General features: G+C 73.9%; 18 protein-coding genes. 10 read left to right on the top strand and 8 right to left on the bottom strand.

Going from position 1 to position 21,760, the window contains the following annotated elements; translation table 11 throughout:
* The first annotated feature begins 31 nt into the window (after positions 1-31).
* Together KLI87_RS17900 and KLI87_RS41020 are read left to right on the top strand one after the other, a co-directional pair.
* Positions 32-592 carry a hypothetical protein gene (locus KLI87_RS17900; RefSeq protein ID WP_173390846.1) on the top strand — a complete coding sequence of 187 codons (561 nt, stop codon included), beginning with the start codon at positions 32-34 and terminating at the stop codon, positions 590-592.
* On the top strand, positions 589-1,704 hold the full coding sequence (locus KLI87_RS41020) for a PrsW family intramembrane metalloprotease (protein ID WP_214617921.1): 1,116 nt from the start codon (positions 589-591) through the stop codon (positions 1,702-1,704). Before KLI87_RS17900 ends, KLI87_RS41020 begins: the two co-directional genes overlap by 4 nt.
* On the opposite strand, the gene KLI87_RS17890 is transcribed toward KLI87_RS41020, so the two are convergent.
* Positions 1,673-3,049, bottom strand: a complete 1,377-nt coding sequence (locus KLI87_RS17890) for an MFS transporter (RefSeq protein WP_214617920.1) — start codon at positions 3,047-3,049, stop codon at positions 1,673-1,675. The genes KLI87_RS41020 and KLI87_RS17890 overlap by 32 nt on opposite strands.
* Positions 3,050-3,145: 96 nt before the next feature.
* Here KLI87_RS17890 and KLI87_RS17885 point away from each other — a divergent pair, with 96 nt between their 5' ends.
* Positions 3,146-4,051, top strand: coding sequence for a LysR family transcriptional regulator (locus KLI87_RS17885; protein WP_156218342.1), 906 nt, complete (start codon positions 3,146-3,148; stop codon positions 4,049-4,051).
* On the opposite strand, the gene KLI87_RS17880 is transcribed toward KLI87_RS17885, so the two are convergent.
* Positions 3,945-4,883: a DMT family transporter gene (locus KLI87_RS17880; protein WP_214617919.1), complete on the bottom strand. Its 939-nt coding sequence runs from the start codon at positions 4,881-4,883 to the stop codon at positions 3,945-3,947. The two genes, KLI87_RS17885 and KLI87_RS17880, sit on opposite strands and share 107 nt — an antisense overlap.
* Positions 4,884-4,951: 68 nt before the next feature.
* Between KLI87_RS17880 and KLI87_RS17875 the strand changes: the two genes are divergently transcribed.
* Both KLI87_RS17875 and KLI87_RS17870 read left to right on the top strand, forming a co-directional pair.
* Positions 4,952-5,806, top strand: coding sequence for a LysR family transcriptional regulator (locus KLI87_RS17875; RefSeq protein WP_156218343.1), 855 nt, complete (start codon positions 4,952-4,954; stop codon positions 5,804-5,806).
* A gap of 75 nt (positions 5,807-5,881) precedes the next feature.
* Positions 5,882-7,543, top strand: a complete 1,662-nt coding sequence (locus KLI87_RS17870) for a ubiquinol-cytochrome c reductase cytochrome b subunit (protein ID WP_214617918.1) — start codon at positions 5,882-5,884, stop codon at positions 7,541-7,543.
* On the opposite strand, the gene ctaD is transcribed toward KLI87_RS17870, so the two are convergent.
* The 3 genes from ctaD to KLI87_RS17855 all read right to left on the bottom strand — a co-directional run bounded on the left by ctaD (position 7,473) and on the right by KLI87_RS17855 (position 13,100).
* Complete coding sequence (gene ctaD, locus KLI87_RS17865) at positions 7,473-9,230, bottom strand: cytochrome c oxidase subunit I (protein WP_214617917.1); 1,758 nt, start codon at positions 9,228-9,230, stop codon at positions 7,473-7,475. The two genes, KLI87_RS17870 and ctaD, sit on opposite strands and share 71 nt — an antisense overlap.
* 91 nt (positions 9,231-9,321) lie before the next feature.
* Complete coding sequence (locus tag KLI87_RS17860; RefSeq protein WP_308166057.1) at positions 9,322-10,776, bottom strand: MFS transporter; 1,455 nt, start codon at positions 10,774-10,776, stop codon at positions 9,322-9,324.
* A 227-nt stretch (positions 10,777-11,003) separates the two neighbouring features.
* Positions 11,004-13,100 (bottom strand): catalase, encoded by a 2,097-nt coding sequence (locus tag KLI87_RS17855; RefSeq protein WP_156218347.1) that lies wholly within the window; start codon positions 13,098-13,100, stop codon positions 11,004-11,006.
* Positions 13,101-13,368: 268 nt separating this feature from the next.
* Here KLI87_RS17855 and KLI87_RS17850 point away from each other — a divergent pair, with 268 nt between their 5' ends.
* From KLI87_RS17850 to KLI87_RS17835, 4 genes are all read left to right on the top strand, one after another.
* Positions 13,369-13,728: an Lsr2 family protein gene (locus KLI87_RS17850; RefSeq protein ID WP_156218348.1), complete on the top strand. Its 360-nt coding sequence runs from the start codon at positions 13,369-13,371 to the stop codon at positions 13,726-13,728.
* 18 nt (positions 13,729-13,746) lie between these two features.
* A complete protein-coding gene (locus KLI87_RS17845; RefSeq protein ID WP_156218349.1) occupies positions 13,747-14,073 on the top strand; it encodes an Lsr2 family protein in 327 nt (108 codons plus the stop codon).
* Between the two features lie 218 nt (positions 14,074-14,291).
* On the top strand, positions 14,292-16,169 hold the full coding sequence (locus tag KLI87_RS17840; RefSeq protein WP_308166056.1) for a potassium transporter TrkA: 1,878 nt from the start codon (positions 14,292-14,294) through the stop codon (positions 16,167-16,169).
* Between the two features lie 109 nt (positions 16,170-16,278).
* A complete protein-coding gene (locus KLI87_RS17835; protein WP_214617915.1) occupies positions 16,279-16,557 on the top strand; it encodes a hypothetical protein in 279 nt (92 codons plus the stop codon).
* Between the two features lie 453 nt (positions 16,558-17,010).
* On the opposite strand, the gene KLI87_RS17830 is transcribed toward KLI87_RS17835, so the two are convergent.
* Complete coding sequence (locus KLI87_RS17830) at positions 17,011-18,066, bottom strand: hypothetical protein (RefSeq protein ID WP_214617914.1); 1,056 nt, start codon at positions 18,064-18,066, stop codon at positions 17,011-17,013.
* A gap of 198 nt (positions 18,067-18,264) precedes the next feature.
* Here KLI87_RS17830 and KLI87_RS17825 point away from each other — a divergent pair, with 198 nt between their 5' ends.
* Entirely contained in the window at positions 18,265-19,107 is an 843-nt protein-coding gene (locus tag KLI87_RS17825) for a DMT family transporter (RefSeq protein ID WP_214617913.1), read from the top strand.
* Here the strand turns inward: KLI87_RS17825 and KLI87_RS17820 are convergent.
* Positions 19,104-20,645: an FAD-dependent monooxygenase gene (locus KLI87_RS17820; protein ID WP_214617912.1), complete on the bottom strand. Its 1,542-nt coding sequence runs from the start codon at positions 20,643-20,645 to the stop codon at positions 19,104-19,106. The genes KLI87_RS17825 and KLI87_RS17820 overlap by 4 nt on opposite strands.
* On the bottom strand, positions 20,645-21,604 hold the full coding sequence (locus tag KLI87_RS17815; protein ID WP_214617911.1) for an MBL fold metallo-hydrolase: 960 nt from the start codon (positions 21,602-21,604) through the stop codon (positions 20,645-20,647). The genes KLI87_RS17820 and KLI87_RS17815 overlap by 1 nt, the downstream gene beginning before the upstream one ends.
* Positions 21,605-21,760 lie beyond the last annotated feature (156 nt).

The following is a 21,760-nucleotide window of genomic DNA, read 5'->3' as shown; positions in this document are numbered from 1 at the left end:
GTCCCGAACCCATGTCATTCGGGGGGGTCACGTGGGGCGGGTCAGATGGTGGGGCACCGGTCTCGTGGCGCTCGTGTTACTCGTCCTCGGGGCGGGGCTTCCGCTGCTGGACGCCGCGCTGGGCGACGGGAAACGGCCGATCAGGCCGGGGACGGTGCTGTCGGTCGGGACGGCGCGCGACGGCGTGCGCCCGGTGTCGTTCGCGGTGCCCGCGGCGGGGTGGGCGCTGGACGAGGAGCGCTCGGCGCTCGGCAGCGGCGCCGAGCTGACCAGTGACGAGGTCGTCTTCAACGTCAGCGTGGTCGTGCCGCTGGCGCCGCTGGACGCCCGCGCGCTCTGGGACGGGCTGGGGCGGATCGTGTCGGTGCGCGGGACGACGCGGCTGGGCGCCGGGCCGTCCGCGATCACGACCCCGCACGGCCTGCGCGGGCTGACCGGCCGCCTCGCCGGGGCCGGTCGCGCCGGGACCGCCACGGTGTTCGCCCGCGCCACGCGCGGCGCGACCGTGACCGCGTGGGGGCCGCCCGAGGCGTACCTGCGGGCGGCGGCGCAGGTCGAGGCGATGGTGCGGACGATCCGGATAGCGCCGTGACCCATCGCGCCGCGGTTCAGCGCGGCGTGACGACCCGTCCGGCGTTCTGGCTGTGGGCCGCCGCGTGCCTCGTGGGCGCGTGGGTGGCCCTCGACCTCCTCGGGCCGCGGGTCAGGGCGTTCCCGGTGGGCGCGGTGGCGGGGCTGGTGCTGCTGGCGCCCGCGCTCGCGGCGGGGGTCTGGCTGCTGCGGCGGCTGCATCCGGTGCGGTCGCGGCCGCTCGGCTACGCGCTGATCGCGGTCGGCTGGGGCGGCCTCGCGGCGTTCGGCCCGGCGCTGCCCGCGAACGCCGCGTTCCAGGCGGTGCTCGGCGGGACGGCGGGCGCGGAGTTCACCGCGACCTGGGGCGCGGCGATCACGGCGCCGGTCAACGAGGAGATCCTGAAGCTGCTCGGCGTGGCGGTGCTGGCGCTGATCGTCCCGCACGCGGTGCGCGGCGCGCTGGACGGCTTCGGCTTCGGCGCTCTGGTGGGCCTCGGGTTCCAGATCTCGGAGAACTTCCTGTACGTGCTGAACACGATCGTGCTGACGGGGGCGACCCAGGACGCGAGGGCGGCGTTCTTCTCGTTCGGGAGCCGGATGATCGGCGGGGCGTGGTGGAGCCACTGGGCGATGACGGCGATCGCCGGGGCGGGCCTCGGCCGCCTGCTGGGCCGCCCGTCCCGGACGGGCGTGGCGGTCGCGTGCGGCGCGCTCGTGGTGGCGATGGCGCTGCACTCGTGGTGGGACGCGCCGGTGCTGGCGGGCGTGGCGCTGCTGCCGGTGAAGGGGGCGCCGATCCTGGTGGCGGCGATCGTGGCCTACCGGATCGCCCGGTACCGGTATCTGACCGGGTTCCGGCGGGCGGCGCGGGAGGAGACGGAGCGGGGGGTGCTCGTGCCGGGCGAGGGGCACGTCCTCACCTACCGCAAGTGGCGGCGGAAGGAGCGGTGGGACGTGCCCGCGGGCGAACCCCGGCGGCTGCTCGCCAGGCTCCGCGCCGCCCAGCTGGAGCTGCTGGACGACCGGCTCGGCGGCCTGGAGCCGGACCCGGGCGCCGCCGACCGGCTGCGCGGCGACATCCGGGACCTGCGGCGCCGCCTCAACGCGTCCCAGCGGCCCGCCCCGGCCTGAGCGCGGCCAGGGCGAGCGCGGCGGCGCAGGCGGCGGACGCGGCGAACAGCGCGGATCCGAGCCCGCCGGAGCCGTCGGGGACGAACGCCCCCATGATCGCGACGCCGAGGGTCGCGCCGGACTGCCGGACGGCGTTGAGCAGCCCCCCGGCGGCCCCGGCGGTGCCCTCGGGCGCGGCGGCGACGACGGCCGTCGCGAGGGCGGGCAGCGCGAACGACACCCCGAACCCCGTGCCGAGCAGGCCCGCGACGAGCACCGGGTAGGGCGCGGAGGCGAGCAGCGCGGCGCCGAGCGCCGCCCCGCCGGCGGTGAGCAGGGCCAGCCCCGCGAGGACGGGCGGGCGTGGCCCGGTCCTCGCGACGATCCGCCCGGTGACCAGGGGGTTGAACGCGAACGGCAGCGTCATCGGCAGGAACGCCAGCCCGGTCTCGAACGCGCTCAGCCCGAGGTCGCGCTGGAACGCGAGCGGCAGGACGAACAGGACACCGGTCATCGCGAAGTTGACCGCCGCGCCCGCCAGCAGCGCGGCGGGCATCCCGGGCGCCCGCAGCACGGCGGGCACGAGGACGGGCGCGGCGCTGCGGCGCTCGGCCGCCGCGAACGCGGCGGCGGCGAGGGCGGCGCCCGCCGCCGACCAGGACGCGTGGACGGCGGCGCCGGAGCCGAGCGCGATCAGCGCGTCGGTGAGCAGGCCGAGCGCCGCGCAGGCGAGCGCCTGGGCGACCGGGTCGATCGCCCGCGTCCCGCGCGGGCAGCGGACCTCCCGCCCGGCGACCAGCACGAGGACGGCGGCGGCGACCGGCACGTTGATCAGGAAGATGGCGCGCCAGCCCGCGAGGCCGACCAGCGCGCCGCCCGCGAGGGGCCCGGCGGCGAGCGCCGCGCCGCTGGTCGCCGCCCACGTCGCCACGGCCCTCGCCCGGTCGGCGGGCGCCGGGTAGAGCCGGGTGATCATGGCCATCGACGCGGGGACGCAGGCCGCGGCGGCGGCCCCGAGCAGGGCCCGGAGCGCGACGAGCGTCCCGAGGCCGGGGGCGAGCGCGGCGGCCAGCGAGCCGAGGCCGAAGGCGGCGGCGCCCACCCGGAACACGCGGTCGGCGCCGAGCCGGTCGGCCACGGCGCCCGCCGACAGCAGCAGCGCGCCGAAGACGACGGTGTAGCCGGTGACGGCCCATTGCAGCCCGGCGGTCGAGGCGTGCAGGGAGCGCGCCAGGTCGGGCTCGGCGACCGACAGGACGGTCGTGTCGAGCAGCACCATGAAGTAGCCGAGCGAGATGCCGAGGAGCGCCCGCCGGCGGCGCGCGGTGGCGGCGGGCGGGAGCGGAGACTGGAGGACGGAACCCATGGCCGCCAGTCTCGGAACCCGGCACGTCCCGCTCCACCGGCGTCCCCGCATGCGGCGTTCGGAATATCCGAACGCCGCGCGGAGGTTGCGCCCGGCATGGAGTTGCGCCAGCTACGCACGTTCGAGGCCGTCGTCGCGCACCGGACGGTCACCGAGGCCGCCAACGCGCTCGGTCTCGCGCCGTCGTCGGTGTCGGAGCAGGTCAGGGCGCTGGAGCGGTCGCTCGACGTGCCGCTGTTCGAGCGCGGTCCGAAGGGCATGCGGCTGACGCCCGCGGGCGAGCGCCTGCGGGAGTGGGCGGGACGGCTGCTGCGGCAGGCGGAGGAGGCCCGGCTAGACGTCGCCGGGACGCGTCCGCCGCTGCGGCTCGGGGCGCTGGAGACGATCGCCGCGACGCACGTGCCGGGCGTGCTGGCCCGGCTGGCCGAGCGGCGGCCCGGCCTGCGGGTGGAGGTGCGCGCGGACGCCGCCCGCGACCAGCTCCTGGACGCCGTCGCCGCGGGCGACCTGGAGGCGGCGCTGCTGCTGGACTCCGGCCCGGGTCTCGGCGGCCTCGGCTTCGCGACCCCGCCCGCGCCGCTGGACTTCCTCGACCTGGAACCGGTCCCGCTCGCGCTCGTCGCCGCGCCCGGCCACCGGCTCGCGGACGCGGCGCGCGTCGGCCGCGCCGACCTGCGCGGCGAGCGGCTGCTGGTCAACGTGCCCGCGTGCTCGTTCTGGCTGGCCGGTGAGCGGCTGTTCGGCGACGGCGTCGAGCGGGTGCGGGCGGGCAGCGTGACCGTGATGAGCTCCTGGGCCGAGCGGGGACTGGGCGTCGCGCTCGTCCCGGAGTTCGCCGTCCGGGACCGGATCGCCGCCGGGGCCCTGGCCCGGCTCGCGGTGGACGCGCCCGACCTCAGCCTCCGCCTGGTGTGGCGCGCCGACCGGGAGTCGCGGCCCGACCTGCGCGCGATGCTCTACGCGGCGGGCTCTCCCGATCCGGAGGTCGCGTCGCGAGCGTGACGGCGTTCGCGGTGACGATCGCGAGGATGCCGAGCCACTGCGTCCAGCCGAGGGTCTCGCCGAGGACGAGCAGGCCCGCCGCGGCGGCCAGCACGGGGTTGACGCTCATGAAGACGCCGAAGAGGCGGGCCGGGACGCGGCGCAGCGCGAGCAGGTCGGCCAGGAACGGGACCGCCGACGACAGCACGCCCGCCGCGCCCGCGCAGGCCAGCGCCCGCGCCGTCGGCGGGTCGTGGACGAGCGCCACGGCCCCGATCGGGACGAACAGCAGCCCCGACAGCCCGGCCGCCGCCGCCGAGCCCTCGACGCCCGGCAGCGAGCGCCCGATGGACCGGTTGAGCAGGATGTAGGAGGCCCAGCAGCACGCCGCGAGGAGCGCGAGCCCGAGGCCGAGGAAGTCGGAGGCGGGCTGCGGCCGGGTCAGCGTCACCACCCCGGCCGCCGCCCCGAGCGCGCAGCCGAGGTCGACGCGGCGCCGCGTCCCTGCGAGCGCGACGGCGAGCGGGCCGAGGAACTCCAGCGTGACGGCGAGGCCGAGGCCGACGCGGTCGACGGCGGTGTAGAGGGAGAGGTTCATCGTCGCGAACACCGCCGCGAGCGCCAGCACGGGCCGCCACCGGCCACCGGCGAACGTCCGGGGGCGCGGGCGTCCGACGGCCAGCAGCACGGCGGCGGCGACCCACTGGCGGACCGCGACCACCCCGGCCGGGCCGATCACCGGGAACGCCAGGGCGCCGACCGCCGCCCCGGTCTGGTTGGACGCGGCGCTCGCGAGCATCGTCGCCACCCCGGCCCGGCGGGCGCCCTCGGGAGGAGCGGTGCCGTTCGTCATGCCCCGAGCATGCGTCCGCCCCTCACATGCACAAAATGCATACATAACAGGATCTATACGCTGTACGTATGGAACTGGAACTGCGGCAGCTCCGCGTGCTCGTCGCGATCGTCGACACGGGCACGTTCACCGACGCCGCGATCGAGCTGGGCGTCTCCCAGGCGGCGGTGTCGCGGACCCTCGCAGCGCTGGAGCGGACCCTGGACGCGCGGCTGCTGCGGCGCACCAGCCGCAGCGTGACGCCGACCGCCACCGGCGCGCGGGTGCTCGCGCGGGCGCGGCGGCTCCTCGCCGACGCCGACGACCTCGTCCGGGACGCGGCGACCGGGCGCACCGGCCTGCGGATCGGCTACGCCTGGGCCGCGATGGGGCGGCACACCGTCGCCTTCCAGCGGCAGTGGCCGCGCCGGTGGCCGCACATCGACCTCCAGCTCGTCCGGACGAACTCGGCCACCGGCGGCCTCGCGGAGGGCGCCTGCGACATCGCGGTCGTCCGCACGGCCCCCGACCCGCGCCGGTTCGAGGACGCCGTCGTCGGGCTGGAGCGGCGGTACTGCGCGATGGCCTCCGACGACCCGTGGGCGCGCCGCAGGTCCGTCCGGCTGGCCGACATCGCCGGGCGGACGCTGCTCATCGACCCGAGGACCGGCACGACCACGCTCGACCTGTGGCCGCCCGGCGCCGGGCCCGCCACCGAGCGGACGACCGACATCGACGACTGGCTCACCTCCGTCGCGTCCGGCCGCCGCGTGGGCGTCACCGCGCGGAGCACCGTCGAGCAGTACCGGCGGCGCGGCGTGGTCTACCGGCCGGTACGGGACGCCGCGCCCATCGCCGTCCGCCTCGCGTGGTGGCGGGACGACCCGCATCCCGCCGTCCCGCACGCCGTCGAACTGCTCACCGGGCTGTACCGGGACACCTGACCCGGTCCGCTGTTTGCCCTCCCCCGCCACGGGTACCGCACGCTGCGGAAACTCGGCTCGGCCAGGGGGAACGAGATGGCGGGACGGAACGGCGGGTCGACCACCTGGAGGCTGACCGAGGACCTCGCGCGCTGGACGGACGACCGGCTCGGCGGCGCGGAGTTCCTGCGCAGGAACCTCCGGAAGGCGTTCCCCGGCCACTGGGCGTTCCTGCTGGGCGAGATCGCGCTGTACTCCTTCACCGTCCTGCTGATCACCGGCGTCTACCTGACGCTGTTCTTCGAGCCGGTCTCCTCGGAGATCATCTACAACGGCTCGTACGCGCCGCTGCGCGGGGTGCGGATGAGCGAGGCGTACGCGTCCACGCTGCGCATCTCGTTCGACATCCGGGGCGGGCTGCTGATCCGGCAGATCCACCACTGGGCCGCCAACGTCTTCCTCGCCGCGATCAGCGTGCACCTGCTGCGGATCTTCTTCACCGGCGCGTTCCGCAAGCCCCGCGAGATCAACTGGCTGATCGGGGTCACGCTGTTCACGCTCGCGCTGGCCGAGGGCTTCGCGGGCTACTCGCTGCCCGACGACCTGCTGTCGGGCACCGGCCTGCGGATCGCGCAGGGAATCATGCTCTCGATTCCCGTCATCGGCACCTATGTCAGCATGTGGGTGTTCGGCGGCGAGTTCCCCGGCCAGGACTTCATCCCGCGCCTGTTCACCGTCCACATCCTGCTGATCCCCGGGATCCTGCTCGGCCTGATCACCGCGCACCTGATGATCCTCTGGCACCAGACGCACACCCAGTTCCCGGCCCGGGGACGCCGCGAGCTGACCGTCGCGGGGCACAAGACGTGGCCGCACTTCGCCGCGCAGAGCACCGCCTACTTCCTGTACACCTTCGGCGTCCTCGCGCTCATGGCGACGGTCCTCCAGGTCAACCCGGTCTGGCTGTACGGCCCCTACGACCCGGCGCAGGTGTCGATCGGCTCGCAGCCCGACTGGTACGTCGGGTTCCTGGAGGGCGCCCTGCGGATCACGCCCCCGATCTCGACGACCGTCGCCGGGCACACCGTGCCCTGGAACGTGCTCCTCCCGACCGTCGTCCTGCCGGGGGTGTTCTTCACCTGCATCGCGCTGTATCCGTTCCTGGAACGCTGGGCCACCGGGGACGACCGGGTCCACCACCTGCTCGACCGCCCGCGCAACGCCGCCACCCGCACCGCGATCGGCGCGGCGGTCATCGCCTGGTACGGCGACCTGTGGGCGGCGGGCGGCAACGACGTCCTGGCCCACACCTTCGGGTTCAACCTGTACGGGACGACGTGGTTCTTCCGCGTCGGCTTCTTCGCGTTCCCGCTGCTCGCCTTCGCGATCACCCGCCGCGCCTGCCTGAGCCTGCAACGCCGCGACCTGCGCGTCCGGGAGGAGGGCGTGGAGAGCGGGCTGATCTCGCTGACCCCGGGCGGCGCGTTCACCGAGCGGCACGAGCAGCCCTCGGACGACCGGGAGGCCGTCCTGCTGGCCCGGCGCCCCGAGGAGCTGGTGGCGTCCTACCCGAGGCACATCATCCCGCTGCCGACCCCGTCGCGGGCGCGCGCGCAGATCCACACCCGGCTCAACCGGTTCTACTTCAACTACCAGAGCGAGTCCTACGGCGGCGGGCAGGGCGACCTCAGCGGCGACGGCTCCCCCGCCGAAGGGGACGGCGGGGCCAGGACGAAGAGGCGGGAGAAGCGGCGGTAGGGCGCGCGTGCTCGACCGGCGGCGGCGCGGGCTCGGCCTCCCGCGGCGGGAGCTTCGGCGGATAGTGCAGGTCGAACGCGGGCCGCATCGACCTGATCCGCGGCATCGCCGTGAAGTTGTGGCGGGGCGGCGGGCACGAGGTCGCCCACTCCAGCGACCCGCCGAACCCCCACGGGTCGTCGACGCCGACGTGCTCGCCGTGCCGGTGCGTCCGCCAGATGTTCCACAGGAACGCGAAGGTGGAGGCGCCGAGCACGAACGACCCGATCGAGGAGACCAGGTTCAGCGTGCCGAACCCGTCGGCGTAGTCGGCGACGCGCCGCGGCATGCCCTCCGCCCCCAGCCAGTGCTGGACGAGGAACGTCGTGTGGAACCCGGCGAACAGCGACCAGAAGTGGATCCTCCCCCAGGTCTCGTCCAGCCGCTTGCCGGTCATCTTCGGCCACCAGAAGTAGAAGCCGCCGAACATCGCGAACACGACGGTGCCGAACAGGACGTAGTGGAAGTGGGCGACGACGAAGTAGGAGTCGGTGAGGTGGAAGTCCATCGGCGGGGAGGCGAGGATCACCCCGGTCAGCCCGCCGAACAGGAACGTCACGAGGAACCCGAGCGCCCACAGCATCGGCGTCTCGAAGCTGAGCTGGCCCTTCCAGACCGTCCCGACCCAGTTGAAGAACTTGATGCCGGTCGGCACCGCGATCATGAAGGACATGAAGGAGAAGAACGGGAGCAGCACCTGCCCGGTCGCGAACATGTGGTGCGCCCACACGGTCATGGACAGGCCCGTGATCGCGATGGTCGCCGCGACCAGCGCGAGGTAGCCGAAGATCGGCTTGCGGGAGAACACCGGCAGGATCTCGGTGACGATCCCGAAGAACGGCAGCGCCACGATGTAGACCTCGGGATGGCCGAAGAACCAGAACAGGTGCTGCCACAGCAGCGCTCCCCCGTGCTGGGCGTCGTAGACGTGGGCGCCGAGCCTGCGGTCGGCCTCCAGGGCCAGCAGCGCGGCGGCGAGCACCGGGAACGCGACCAGCACCATCACGCTGGTCAGCAGCACGTTCCAGGTGAAGATCGGCATCCGGAACATCACCATGCCGGGGGCGCGCATCGCGATGATCGTGGCGACCATGTTCACCGCGGTGAAGATCGTCCCGAACCCGGACAGCACCAGCCCCATCACCCACAGGTCGCCGCCGCGGCCGGGCGAGTAGGTGCCGGAGGTCAGCGGCGAGTAGGCGAACCAGCCGAACGCCGCCGCGCCGCCCGGCACGAGGAACCCGAACAGCACCATCGCCGCGCCGAGCACGAACAGGTAGTAGCTGAGCGTGTTCAGCCGGGGGAACGCCACGTCCGGCGCGCCGATCTGGAGCGGGACGATCACGTTCGCGAAACCGGCGAACAGCGGCGTCGCGAACAGCAGCAGCATGATCGTGCCGTGGATCGTGAACAGCTCGTTGTAGCGCTGGTCGCCCACCACCTGGAGCCCCGGCCCGGCCAGCTCGGCGCGCATCACCATGGCCATCAGCCCGGCGACGAGGAACAGCGTGAAGGAGGTGGCGAGGTAGAGGTGGCCGACGACCTTGTGGTCGGTCGTGGCGAGCACGTCGGCGAAGCGGGTGCCCTTGCGGTGCCGCTCCAGCACCTCGGCGACGCCGGTGTCCCGCCCGCCCTGAACGACCGTCATCCGGCCTCCCCCGCTCGTCCGTCCCCTGACTGGGGGCTAACCGGGAGGCCCCGCTTCAAACGCTTCGTGACGACCGAGCGTGTCGGAGCGGTTACCCGTCGGAGGCGAGGGACGCGGTGCGGCGGGCGGACGGCAGGAACGCCGCCAGCAGGACGCCGAGCGCGACCGTGCCCGTCGCGATGAGGAACGAGATGCGGAAACCGGTCATGTTCGGGACGTCGGTCCCGCCGAAGGAGACCGTGTTGCGGGCGAGGACGGTGCCGAGCACGGCGCTGGACACCGAGGTGCCGATCGAGCGCATGAGCGTGTTGAGGCCGTTGGCGGCGCCGGTCTCCGACACCTCCACCGCCCCCATGATCAGCGTGGGCAGCGCCGAGTAGGCGAGCCCGATCCCCGCGCCGACCATCGTGGTGATCAGCGCGACCTGCCAGACGGCGTTCATCAGGCCCTGCGCCGCGACGTAGGCGCCGCCGATCACCGCCAGCCCGAGGATCAGCGAGGTCTTCGGGCCGCGCGCGGCCGAGATCCGCGCCGACAGCGGGGAGACGAGCATCATCGACACCCCCATCGGCGCCACCGCGAGCCCGGCGACCAGCAGCGACTGCCCGAGCCCGTAGCCGGTGGAGGTCGGCAGCTCCAGCAACTGCGGCAGGACGAGCGACATCGCGTAGAACGACACGCCGACCGTGATCGCGGTCAGGTGGGTGAGGAGCACCTGGCGGCGGACGGTCGTGCGCAGGTCCACCAGCGGGTCGCGGACCCGCAGCTCCAGCACGCCCCACAGCACCAGGATCGCCAGCCCCGCGACGACGAGGCCGAGCGTGAGCGGGCTCGTCCAGCCCCAGTCGCCGCCCTTGGTGATCGGCAGCAGCAGGGCCAGCAGGCCGGCGGACAGGCCGACCGTCCCCGCGTGGTCGAAGCGCCCCTCGGCGCGGACGTCCGACTCGGGCACCGCGACCAGCACGAGCACGAACGACACGACGCCGAGCGCGGCGGCGCCGTAGAAGAGCGTGTGCCAGGAGTAGTGCTGGGCGACGTAGGCGGCGAGCGGCAGGCCGAGCGCGCCGCCGACGCCGAGCGAGGAGCTCATCAGCGCGAGCGCGGAGCCGAGCCGCTCGCGGGGCAGCACGTCCCGCATCAGGCTGATGCCGAGCGGGATCGCGCCCATCGCGAAGCCCTGGATCGCGCGGCCGATGACGACGAGCGCGAGGTCGGAGCCGACCGCGGCGACCAGCGACCCCACGACGACCGCGCCGACGCTGACGAGGATCAGCCGCCGCTTGCCGTACAGGTCGCCGAGCCGTCCCATGATCGGGGTCGCGACCGCGCCCGACAGCAGGGTCGCGGTCATCGCCCAGGTGGCGTTCGAGAGCGAGGTGTGCAGCAGCTCGGGAAGCTGCCCGATCACGGGGATCAGCAGCGTCTGCATGAGCGCGACGACGATGCCGGTGAACGCCAGCACCGCGATCAGCCTGCCGCCCCCGCCGTCCCGCCCCGGGTCCGGAAGGCCGACACCGGACGGGGTCGCCGCCGGTGAGTCCGTCACCGGCGGCGCTGACGCCGGCCGGGAGCCGGCGGGCTGGGCTGACATGCGGAGGTCCCTCCGGGGGGTCGGGGAGCGCCCGGCGGTGATCACACGGGCCGTTGAACCTAAGGTCTTTCGGGCCCGTTCCATTCCCGGCGGGACGGCGGCGAGACCGAGATCACGACGGCGCACCTCCCGACCGGGCCCGCCCGCACCGGGCCGGATGGGAGGTGCGCCGCGCGACGTCCTCAGGCGGGGACGTGGTCCTTGTCGCGGGTCCAGTGCCGGTGCGCGGCGATCGCCTCGATCAGTCGCGAGGTGAAGCCGGAGGCGTCGCCCTCGGCGGTGACCACGCCCGCGTCCGACACCGTGTCGCCGTCGGCGAACCGGACGCCGGTGATCCCCGCGCGCTCCAGCAGGCCGATGCCCGCGCCGAGCGCGCCGATCGCCTTGCAGTGCACGAACGCCTCCGCGACGAAGTGCACGGCGTCGCCGTCCTGCGCGAGAGCGCGGACGCCCACCTCGCCGCCCGGGACGAGGACCGCGTCGTACAGGACGGACGCGACCGTCGGCATCGCGCGGGTCACCTCCACCTGCGCGCCGTTGGCGGCCTGCACGAACCCGTCCTCGGCGGCGAGGATCTCGCACACCGCCCCCGCCTCGGTCAGCGCCTCGCCGACGGCGGCGATCGCGGCCGAGTCGACCCCGTCGGCGGCGAGGACCGCGACCTTGCGCCCCCGCACGGAGTCCGCCGGCGCCCGGTCCTGGCTCAGCGCGGGCGAGGTGCGCCCGTGCCCCTCGGCGATGCCGGGCGTCGGCGGCTCGACCCCGACGCCCTTCGCGACCTGGACGGCGAGGTCGTGGTCGACGTGGTTGAGCTGGGCGACCACGCCCTCGCGAACCTGCTTGCGCTCGCACTTGCCGAGCTCGAACCGGAACGCGCCGACGATGTGCTCGCGCTCCCAGCCGGACATGCTGTTCCAGAACAGCCGCGCCTGGGAGTAGTGGTCGGCGAAGCTCGCGCTCCGCTTGCGGATCTTGTTGCCGTCCACCCGCTCCTGGAAGTGCGTGTAGGAGCCCTCGCCGCCGACGGCCGGGCAGCCGCCCGACAGCGTGTTCTTGTGGTAGCTCGCCTGCCCCTGCTGGAGGGTCATCTGGTGGTAGCCGTCGCGATGGTGGTTGCGCACCTTCGCGACAGGCTGGTTGACGGGGATCTGCGGGAAGTTCGGCCCCCCGAGCCGGATCAGCTGGGTGTCGAGGTAGGAGAACAGCCGCGCCTGGAGCAGCGGGTCGTTGGTGAAGTCGATGCCGGGCACGACGTTGGCGATGTGGAAGGCGACCTGCTCGGTCTCGGCGAAGAAGTTGTCGGGGTTGCGGTCCAGCACCAGCCGCCCGACCGTCCGCACCGGCACCTCCTCCTCCGGAATGATCTTCGTGGCGTCGAGCAGGTCGAAGTCGAACCGGTGCTCGTCCTCGGCCGGGACGAGCTGCACACCGAACTCGAACTCGGGGTGGTCGCCGGCCTCGATCCGGTCCCACAGGTCTCGGCGGTTGAAGTCGGGGTCCTTCCCGGCGATCTTCTGCGTCTCGTCCCAGGCCAGCGAGTGGGTGCCGAGCACCGGCCGCCAGTGGAACTTCACGAACGTCGCGCGCCCCTCCGCGTTGACGAGCCGGAAGGTGTGCACGCCGAAGCCCTGCATCATGGCGTAGCTGCGCGGCAGCGCCCGGTCGGACATGAGCCACATCATCATGTGCATGGTCTCGGGCTGGAGCTGCACGAAGTCCCAGAGCGTGTCGTGCGCCGAGGACGCCTGCGGGATCTCGTTCGGCGGCTCGGGCTTCACCGCGTGGACGAAGTCGGGGAACTTGATCCCGTCCTGGATGAAGAAGACCGGCATGTTGTTGCCGACGAGGTCGAAGTTGCCCTGCCGGGTGTAGAACTTCGTCGCGAAGCCGCGGACGTCGCGGACCGTGTCGGCCGAGCCGCGCGACCCGGCGACGGTGGAGAAGCGTACGAACACCGGCGTCGTCAGCGAGGTGTCGCACAGGAACTCGGCGGTCGTGTACTCCGCGAGCGACTCGTGCAGCCGGAAGTGCCCGTAGGCGCCGGAGCCGCGCGCGTGGACGACGCGCTCGGGGATCCGCTCGTGGTCGAAATGGGTGATCTTCTCCCGCAGATGGAAGTCGTCCATCAGCGTCGGGCCGCGCTCGCCCGCGGCGAGCGAGTTGTCGGTGTCGTCGACCTGGATGCCCTGGTCGGTGGTGAGCCGGGTGTCCTCCGGGGCCACCCGCCACCGCTCCAGTTGCTCCTGCTTCGGGTCGTCGTGGCCGGCGGGGTCCGCCATGTCCAGCTCCCTTGGTAACGGTTCGGCTTCGCGGCTCGGCTACCCAGCGATCTCCGCGGTATGCGCGGTTTGACCGGACCTTGGGAGCCCGCAGACGCGGTCCCGGGACGCGCGGCCGCCGCGTCCGCGGGGTTCGCGCCGGGTGGCGCGGGCGGTGCCTTTCCGGTGCCGTCTCCGTGTCGCCGGGGTCCATGCCGTCCTGCCCGCACCCGAAATCCGCTACGGTCAAGGTCGCCGCGTAGGCAAGGGGAAGGAAGACAGGGCACACATGGCCGAGAAGGTCATTCGCGTGGACGACATCGACGGATCCGAAGGGGACGATGTCGCAAAGCGAGACTTCGAACTCTTGGGTCGGACGTTCACGATCGACTTGAGCGATGACAACGACAAGCGCCTGCACGAGATGCTGGACGCCCTGGCGCCCTTCATCGACAACGCCGTGGAGGTGAAGCCCGCCGGTAAGGGCCGCAAGACCGCCCGCGCCGCGAAGATCAAGGGCTACACGAACGGCGATGTCCGCGCCTGGGCATTGCGGGAGGACATCGAAGTGTCCGAACGTGGCAAGATATCCGATGAGGTCTATGCTGCATTCATCGAGACCCATCCGGACGCGAAGCCGGACGCATAGCTAGTAGGGAGTCCCCGCATGGCACAGAAGGTCGAAGTCCTTCTCGTGGACGACATCGACGGCGGCGAGGCTGACGAGACCGTCAGCTTTTCGCTCGATGGCACCACTTACGAGATCGACCTGAGCAAGAAGAACGCCGCCAAGCTGCGCGACGGCCTCGGGCCGTTCGTCGCCAGCGCCCGCAAGGCCCGCAAGACGACGGGCCGGGCGGGCCGCGCCCGCACGACCAACAGCCGCGAGCGGTCCGCCGAGATTCGCGAGTGGGCCAAGAGCAGCGGCATCAAGGTCAATGAGCGGGGCCGTATCCCCGCCAATGTGATCGAGAAGTACGAGGCGGCGCACTAGCACCGGCTCACGCGGCCGGCGGCGTTCCGGCGACGGCGCCGGGGGCCGGGGTGGAATCTCACCCCGGCCCCCTTGCGTATGTCCGTCCGGATCTTCGCGCGGGCCAATCGAACCGGCGAATCGGACCACCGAATCAGGACGGCCGAATTTCGCATGGCGGAGATCAACCGTATGGCCCGCCCTTAGCGGGCGAAATTGGGCGAAGGGGGCAGGGACGGTTGGGACGCGCGACACGGCGGGACAGGCTCCGCTACTGGTTCGACACCACGATGTCGAAGGGGACCCCCGCCCTCATCGGCTGGCTCGCCCTCGCCTCCGGCGCGCTCGTCCTCGTGGTCGCCACCGCCGCCGTCGTCCTCGCGCCGGCCGACAGCGGCAGGAACGGGCACTGGCCCGGGATGGTGTGGCGGAGCCTGCTGCGCACGCTCGACCCCGGCACGATGGGCGGCGACTCCGGCGGCGTCGCGTTCCTCTCGCTGATGCTGCTGTCCACGATCGGCGGGATCTTCATCGTCAGCTCGCTGATCGGCGTGATCACCACCGGTCTGGAGGCGAAGATCGGTGAGCTGCGCAAGGGCCGCTCGCGGATCGTCGAGCACGACCACACCGTCCTGCTCGGCTGGTCGGAGCAGGTGTTCACGGTCGTCGCCGAGCTGGTGGAGGCCAACCAGAGCGAGCGCCGCTCCTGCGTCGCGATCCTCGCCGACCGCGACAAGGTCGAGATGGAGGACGCGCTGCGCGCCCGCGTCGGCGAGTTCGGCCGCACCCGGATCGTGTGCCGGACGGGCAACCCGCTGAAGGTCGCCGACCTGGAGCTGGTCAGCCCCGGCACGGCGCGCTCGATCATGGTGCTGTCGCCGGAGGTCCCCGACTCCGACACCCACGTCATCAAGGTGCTGCTCTCGCTCGGCACCCGCGCCTTCGAGGACCCCAGCCCGCACGTCGTGGCGGCCGTGCACGACTCGGCGAACCTGCCCGCCGCGCGGCTGGCGGGCGGCGAGCGGACCCGCGTGATCGACGCCGACGACATCGCGATCCGGCTGATCGTCCAGTCGCACCGGCAGTCGGGGCTCTCGCAGGTCTGCACCGAGCTGCTCGACTTCGCCGGCCACGAGTTCTACATGCGCCGCGAGCCGGCGCTCGCGGGCATGCCGTTCGGCGCCGCGCTGTCGGCCTACGACCTCGGCGTCCCGGCGGGGCTGCGGCGCGGCGACGGGACCGTGCTGCTCAACCCCCCGGGCGGCACGGTGATCCGCGCCGACGACGAGGTCATCGTGCTCGCCGAGGACGACCTGCTGATCCGGCTCGGCGGCGGCACCCCGCCGCCCGTCCGGGAGCAGGCGATCACCACCGCGACCCCGCGCGAGCCGGAGCCGGGCCGGACGCTGCTGCTCGGCTGGAACCACCGCGCCCCGAAGATCATCGAGCTGCTGGACGACTTCGTCGCCCCCGGCTCGGAGCTGATCGTGGCGGCGCCGCGCGACGACCCGACCGGCGTCCTGCCCCCGTTCGCCAACCTCAAGGTCGGCTTCAGCCGCGCCGAGCCCACCGACCGCCCCTCGCTGGAGGCGCTCGACGTCGGCACCTACCAGCACGTCGTCGTGCTGTCGGACGAGGGCTTCGACCGCGAGCACGCCGACGCCCGCACGCTGGTCACACTCCTGCACCTGCGCGACATGGAGGACGCGCTCGGCGACCCGTTCTCGATCGTCAGCGAGATCAACGACGACGCCAACCGGGAGGTCGCGCAGGTCACCAAGGCCGACGACTTCGTCGTCAGCGACAAGCTGATCAGCCTGATGCTGACCCAGCTGAGCGAGAACCGGCACCTGTACGACGTGTTCGCCGACCTGCTCGACTCCGCGGGCTCGGAGATCTACCTCAAGCCCGCCGGGGACTACCTGGTGCCGGGCGCCGCCGCCGACTTCGCGACGCTGATCGAGTCGGCGCGGCGGCGCGGCGAGGTCGCGCTCGGCTACCGGCTGCACGCCCGCTTCCACGAGCCGCCCGGGTACGGCGTCGTCCTCAACCCGGACAAGACCGCCCCGCTGACGCTCGCCGCCGAGGACCGCGTGATCGTCGTCGCCGAGAACTGACGGCGCGCTTCCGAAATCCGGTCGCCGATATTCCGGACCGGCCATAAACGGCCGCGCGGATAAACAATGTGCGCCGGCTCACGGTGGGCGCCCACAATGGACACGCGGGGTGATCATTGTGGACGAGCGGATGATGGTGCTGGGAGCACGCGTCGCGGAGATCGAGGCCCTCTACACCTGCGTTCTGGAGACCGGCGATCCGCGCGCGAGGCGGCGGCTGCTGGCCGAGCTGGCGAGGGCGGGCACCCGGCTCTCCGCCGACGCGGCGACGGGCCCCTCCGGGCGGGGCGCGGGCCCGAGCCCGCGGCTGCGCCGCCGCATCGTCCGCGCGCGGCGCACCGCCGACTGGATCATCTCCCGCACCGACGGCCGGAGCCGCCCCAGCTAAGGGCCGCCCCGCGCAACCTCCTCCGGAGCGGCACCGCAGGAGCCGCGCACCCTACGAAGCCGCACCCCGGGTGCGCCCCGCCGGCTGCCGCGACCCACGCGCCCGCGCCGCCCGGAGCCGTGCCCTCCGGTGCGGCCCACGTCGAGCGCCGCACCTACCCGGCTGCGCCGCCCGGAGCCGTGCCGTCCGGTGCGGCCCCCGTCGGGCGCCGCATCTACCCGGCTGCGCCGCCCGGAGTGGTGCCGTCCGGTGCGGTCTCTTCGCGCGTCGCGGCCCACCCGGCTGCATCGGCCGAGGCCGCGCCGTTCGGTGGTCCCCGTCGAGCGCCGCGCCTACGCGGCTGCGCCGCCCGGGATCGTGCCGTCTGGTGTGGTCCCGACGGGGGCTGCGGCCTACGCGGCAGCGCCGCCCGGGATCGTGGCGTTCGGTTGTGGTCCCGACGGGGGCTGCGGCCTACGCGGCTGCGCCGTCCGGGGCTGTGCCGTGGGGTGTCGCGTCGTCGTCCGGGACGGGTGGGAGGACGAGGTCCTGGCCGGCGCGCAGCGCGACGGCGACGCGGTCGCGGAGGGCGGTCTCGGCGCGGTGGGCGTCCTCGGCCATGCCCCGGATCTCGGCGCCCGCCATCGCGTCGCCCGCGGTCCCCGCGAGCAGGTCGCGGTAGCGGGCGTTCTGCTCGGGGAGCGCCTGGATCACCCGCGACTCGTGGTAGGCGTCGTCGGTCTCGCGGGCGCGGCGGGCGTAGCCCTCCAGCGCCTCGATCCGCAGCGTCACCGAGCGGACCGACAGCGCGAGCGCGCGGTCCTGCGGCTCAAGCAGGGCGCGGACGCTCTCCGAGAGCCGCTCGGGACGCATCGCGGCGCGTTCGCGGCGGAGCCGGGTGTGCTCGGCGAGGGCCTCCGCGATCGCCCATTCCTGCCGGGGCAGGACGACCCGGTTGTTGACGGCGTCCAGCAGCCCGGCGCCGTGGGCCTGCGAGCCGAGGACGGCGTCGACGGCGCGCTGGGCGCGCACCAGCAGCCGCGCGGCGGGCCGGTCGAAGTCGGCGGCCAGCAGGTAGCGGCCGTGGTGGTCGCGCGCGGTGCGGGCGGCGGCGGGCTCGCGGACGTGGCGCAGCGCGCCGAGCACCCAGCCGGCGAAGCTCACCCCGGCCAGCGCGGCGGCGACCTCGGGCCATCCGAGGAGGATCAGCGCGATCTGGAGGGCGGGCGTGAGCATCATCGCGAGGACGGGCAGCCGCCCCCATCGCGCCGCGTCGCCGAGCAGTTCGTCGTGGTCGAGGGAGGCGATGAAGAACAGCCGCAGCCAGCCGCCCGGCAGGACGCCGTAGAACAGCGCGAACGCCGGGATCCACACGAGCCGCGCGGCGGCGGTGGCGGGGCTCAGCCGCGGGCGCGGCGGCGCGGGCGCGCTCGCCGGGACGAGCCGCTCGGGCGACCCGGTGAGCATTGCGCGGTCGGCCTCCGCGATGTCGGGATCGACGACGGGACGGGGACGGCATTCGTCGTTCATCGGCACTCCCCACCGTGTTCCTGGGGCATTCGCCCGCGTGTTCTACCGTGCTACCACGGGTATCCGCGCACCCTCCAGATTGTCACGGGATCCGAACATTCACCGGGGCCCGTCCGGTGATACCCGCATTCCCCCGGTCCATTTAGCCGCCGCCTAAATGACTGCCTGGACGGACCGTTCCGGGGTGGGGTGTACGGCATGACCGTCGCCCTCGCCGTGATCCTCGCCGGAGTCCTGCACGCCACCTGGAACGCCATCGCCAAGGGCGCGGCCGACCGCTGGGCGACCTTCGCCCTGATCGGGCTCGGTCAGGCCATCGCCGTCGCGCCGCTGCTGGCTCTCGGCCTCATCCCCGACCGGGGCGCGTGGCCGTGGCTCGCGACGTCGGTCGCCGTGCACATCGTGTACATGGGACTGCTGCTGAAGTCGTACGAGCTGGGTGATTTCGGGCAGGTGTACCCGCTGGCGCGGGGCAGCGCGCCGCTCGTCGTCGCGCTGGTGGCGGCGTTCGGGCTCGGCGAGCGCCCCTCCCCCGCGCAGGCCGCGGGGATCGCCGCGGTCTGCGGCGGGCTCGCGGTGCTGGCCTTCGCCGGACGCGCCGCCGAGACGCCCCACGACCCGCGCGCGGTGGCGGCGGCGCTGCTCACCGGCGCGGCGATCGCGTCCTACACGCTGGTGGACGGCGTCGGGGTGCGCGCGGCGGGCGGGGTGCTGCCCTACACGGCGTGGCTGTTCGGGTTGCAGGGGCCGGTGACGGTCGCGGCCGTCATCGCGGTCCGGGGCACGAGGACGATCACCCGGCTGGACCGGCGGCAGTGGCTGACCGGCCTGGCCGGGGCGCTGATCGCGGTCACCGCGTACGGGATCGTGCTGTGGGCGCAGACGCGCGGGGCGCTGGCCTCGGTGGCGGCGCTGCGCGAGACCGGGGTGGTGTCGGGGGCGGTCATCGGCGCGGTGTTCTTCTCCGAGCGGCTCGGGCCCCGGCGGATCGCGGCGGCGTGCGTCGTCGCGACGGGCGCCGTCCTGATCACCGTGCACTAGGGGCGGGCGAGGGCCCGGCGGAGGGCGGCGGCGACGGCGTCCGGCGTGGGGGCCCGCAAGGTCGCGGCGAGGTGCGCGTCGGGCCGGACGACCCAGACCTCTCCGGGGCGCAGGCCGAGGGCGGCGGCGAGCCCGCCCGACGGATCGAGGTCGGCGACCCGCAGCGCCCGCAGCGGGACGTCGGTGATGCCGGCGGCGAGGTCGTCCTCGACGCCGGGGGTGAGCAGCAGGGTGAAGCCGTCCCGCAGCAGTTCGCGGAGGCGGCCGCCCGGCAGCGGGGCGTCCGGCACGATCACGCCGGGCGCGGGCGGGTGGACGGCGCCCTTGGGCGGGCGTCCGGTGGGCGGCCGCGCCGGGTCGGGCGTGGTCAGCGGCGACGCGGTGTACCAGAACGGCTCGGCGAACCGTCCGGAGTCGACCGCCCCGACGGCGGCGGGGTCGGCGGCGGCGCGCTCCAGCGCGCCGGCGCGGGCCGCGTGCTCCCGTTCGGTCTGCGGGGCGAGGAAGCGCATGGTCGCCGTCGTCACGTCGAGGTTCTCCAGGGCGGCGGCGCGGCGTTCGGCGTCGTAGCTGTCGAGCAGGGCGGGCGGGGCCCAGCCGCGCAGCACGAACGCGACCTTCCAGGCGGCGTTCTCCGCGTCGGGGACGCCGGAGTTCAGTCCCCGGGCGCCGAACGGCGCGTACTGGTGGGCGCAGTCCCCCGCGAGCAGGACGCGCCCGGCCCGCATCCGGTCGGCGACGCGGGAGTGGAAGGTGTAGACCGACGCCCAGACCACCTCGTACGGGCGGGAGCCGATGATCTGCCGGATGCGGCGGTCGAGCGCGGCGCCGGTCTCGGCGGCCAGTGAGAAGTCGGGCGGCACCTGCCAGTCGATGCGGTAGCAGGAGTCGGGGCACGGGTGGATGAGCACCTGGCGGCCGGGGTTCCAGGGCGGGTCGAAGTAGAAGCGGCGCTCGCGCTCGCGGCCGGGCAGGTCGGCGCGCAGGTCGACGATGAGGAACCGGTCCTCGAAGCTCTCGCCCGGCAGGCCGATGCCGAGGGACTCGCGCAGTTCGGGACGTCCGCCGGAACAGCAGATCACATAGGGGGCGCGGACGGACGAGCCGTCCGCGCACCGCACGGTCACGCCGTCGCCGTCCTCGTCGAGGGCCGTGACCTCGCTGCCCCACCGGACCTCCACGAGCGGCTCGGCGGCGGCGCGCTCGTCCAGAAGCCGCTCCGTGCGGGCCTGGGAGATGTTCACGCAGGGCGGCAGCGTCCCGGGGTCGTCGAACTTCCAGGAGAACAGCTCGCGGTCGCGGTGGTAGGTGCGCGCGGTCGTCCACGCGAGCCCCTCGCGGGCGATGGCGCCCGCCCCGGCCGCCGCCCAGATGTCGAGGACGTCGCCCTGCTGGCAGATCGACCGCGATCCGGCCTCCACGCGGCGCGGGCGGCGTTCGAGGACGACCGAGGGCACGCCCCACCGGGCGAGCAGCAGCGCGGCGGTCAGCCCGACCGGACCCGCGCCGACCACGGCGACGGGCGCGGCGGCGCCCATCAGTCCTGGAGCTCCGCCCAGACCCGCCGGTCGCGTTCGGCCGTCCAGACGCGGGGGCGCTCGACGCCGTCCAGCTCGTCCCAGAGGCGGGAGACGTCGAACGGCAGGCAGTGCTCGAAGATCGGCCAGCCGCCGTAGTCGGGCGCGAGCGCGGCGTGGACGGCGGCGAAGGCGTCCTTCAGCGTGCCGCCCCGCTCGCGGACGCGGCCGGTCTCGCGGAGCATCGTCTCCAGGAACCCGCGCGTCTGGTCGATCGCGGCGCGGGCCTCGGCGCGGCCGTGCGCGACGGCGCCGCGCCCGCCGACGAGGGTCTCGGCGCCGAACGAGGCGACGTGGTCGAGGGTGCCCGTCGCCCACTCGCGGTGGAAGGCGTCGCCGGTGTAGAGCGCGGCCTGCGTCTCGACCAGGTCGCCCGCGAACAGGATCCTGTGCTTGGGAAGCCACGCGACGATGTCGCCCTCGGTGTGGCCGCGTCCGCAGTAGGCGAGGTCGAGGTCGCCCCGGTCGCCGCCGAGGTCGATGGTCAGGGTGCCGGAGAAGGTGAGGGTCGGCCAGGTGAGCCCGGGGATGGTCTCCGGCTCGCGGAACAGCCGGGGCATTCGCCCGAACTCCGACGCCCAGTCCTGCTCGCCGCGCTCGGCGATCAGCGCGCGGGTCCGGTCGTGCGCGATGATCACCGGCGCGTGGAAGGCGCTCGCGCCGAGCGTCCGGACCGCGTGGTAGTGCGACAGCACGAGGTAGCGGATCGGCTTGTCGGTGTGGGTGCGCAGCACGGCCAGCCAGTCGCGGGCCGCGGCCGGGGTGGCGAGGGCCTCGAAGCAGACGAGGAAGTCCTCGCCCTCGACGGCGCCGATGTTCGGATCGCCCTCGGCCGTGAGCGCGTACACCCCGTCGGCCAGGACCTCCAGCGTCTGCGTCTTGTCGTCCAGGTCGGCGGACGACGCGAACGGTCTGGGCATGCTCGGCCCCCTCGCACTCGTGGCCGCCCCGGGTCGGCCCCGGGAGCGGGCCGTTCACGCGCGTGGTCGGCTTCCACGCGATCACATTTCACGCGCAGGTTTACATTCCACACCGGTGCGGTGCATAACCATCCCGATCACGATCAGCCTGGCGGC

It is taken from the genome of Actinomadura sp. NEAU-AAG7, assembly GCF_018603865.1.
Taxonomy (GTDB): Bacteria; Actinomycetota; Actinomycetes; order Streptosporangiales; family Streptosporangiaceae; genus Spirillospora; species Spirillospora litoris.
This window is presented reverse-complemented; position numbering and strand designations above follow the sequence as displayed.

Bases quoted from the DNA above. Each gene is read 5' to 3' on its own strand.
- KLI87_RS17890 (WP_214617920.1), bottom strand. From the start codon at position 3,049: ATGGGTTCCGTCCTCCAGTCTCCGCTCCCGCCCGCCGCCACCGCGCGC.
- KLI87_RS17885 (WP_156218342.1), top strand. From the start codon at position 3,146: ATGGAGTTGCGCCAGCTACGCACGTTCGAGGCCGTCGTCGCGCACCGG.
- KLI87_RS17880 (WP_214617919.1), bottom strand. From the start codon at position 4,883: ATGACGAACGGCACCGCTCCTCCCGAGGGCGCCCGCCGGGCCGGGGTG.
- KLI87_RS17875 (WP_156218343.1), top strand. From the start codon at position 4,952: ATGGAACTGGAACTGCGGCAGCTCCGCGTGCTCGTCGCGATCGTCGAC.
- KLI87_RS17870 (WP_214617918.1), top strand. From the start codon at position 5,882: ATGGCGGGACGGAACGGCGGGTCGACCACCTGGAGGCTGACCGAGGAC.
- ctaD (WP_214617917.1), bottom strand. From the start codon at position 9,230: ATGACGGTCGTTCAGGGCGGGCGGGACACCGGCGTCGCCGAGGTGCTG.
- KLI87_RS17855 (WP_156218347.1), bottom strand. From the start codon at position 13,100: ATGGCGGACCCCGCCGGCCACGACGACCCGAAGCAGGAGCAACTGGAG.
- KLI87_RS17850 (WP_156218348.1), top strand. From the start codon at position 13,369: ATGGCCGAGAAGGTCATTCGCGTGGACGACATCGACGGATCCGAAGGG.
- KLI87_RS17845 (WP_156218349.1), top strand. From the start codon at position 13,747: ATGGCACAGAAGGTCGAAGTCCTTCTCGTGGACGACATCGACGGCGGC.
- KLI87_RS17830 (WP_214617914.1), bottom strand. From the start codon at position 18,066: ATGAACGACGAATGCCGTCCCCGTCCCGTCGTCGATCCCGACATCGCG.
- KLI87_RS17825 (WP_214617913.1), top strand. From the start codon at position 18,265: ATGACCGTCGCCCTCGCCGTGATCCTCGCCGGAGTCCTGCACGCCACC.
- KLI87_RS17820 (WP_214617912.1), bottom strand. From the start codon at position 20,645: ATGGGCGCCGCCGCGCCCGTCGCCGTGGTCGGCGCGGGTCCGGTCGGG.
- KLI87_RS17815 (WP_214617911.1), bottom strand. From the start codon at position 21,604: ATGCCCAGACCGTTCGCGTCGTCCGCCGACCTGGACGACAAGACGCAG.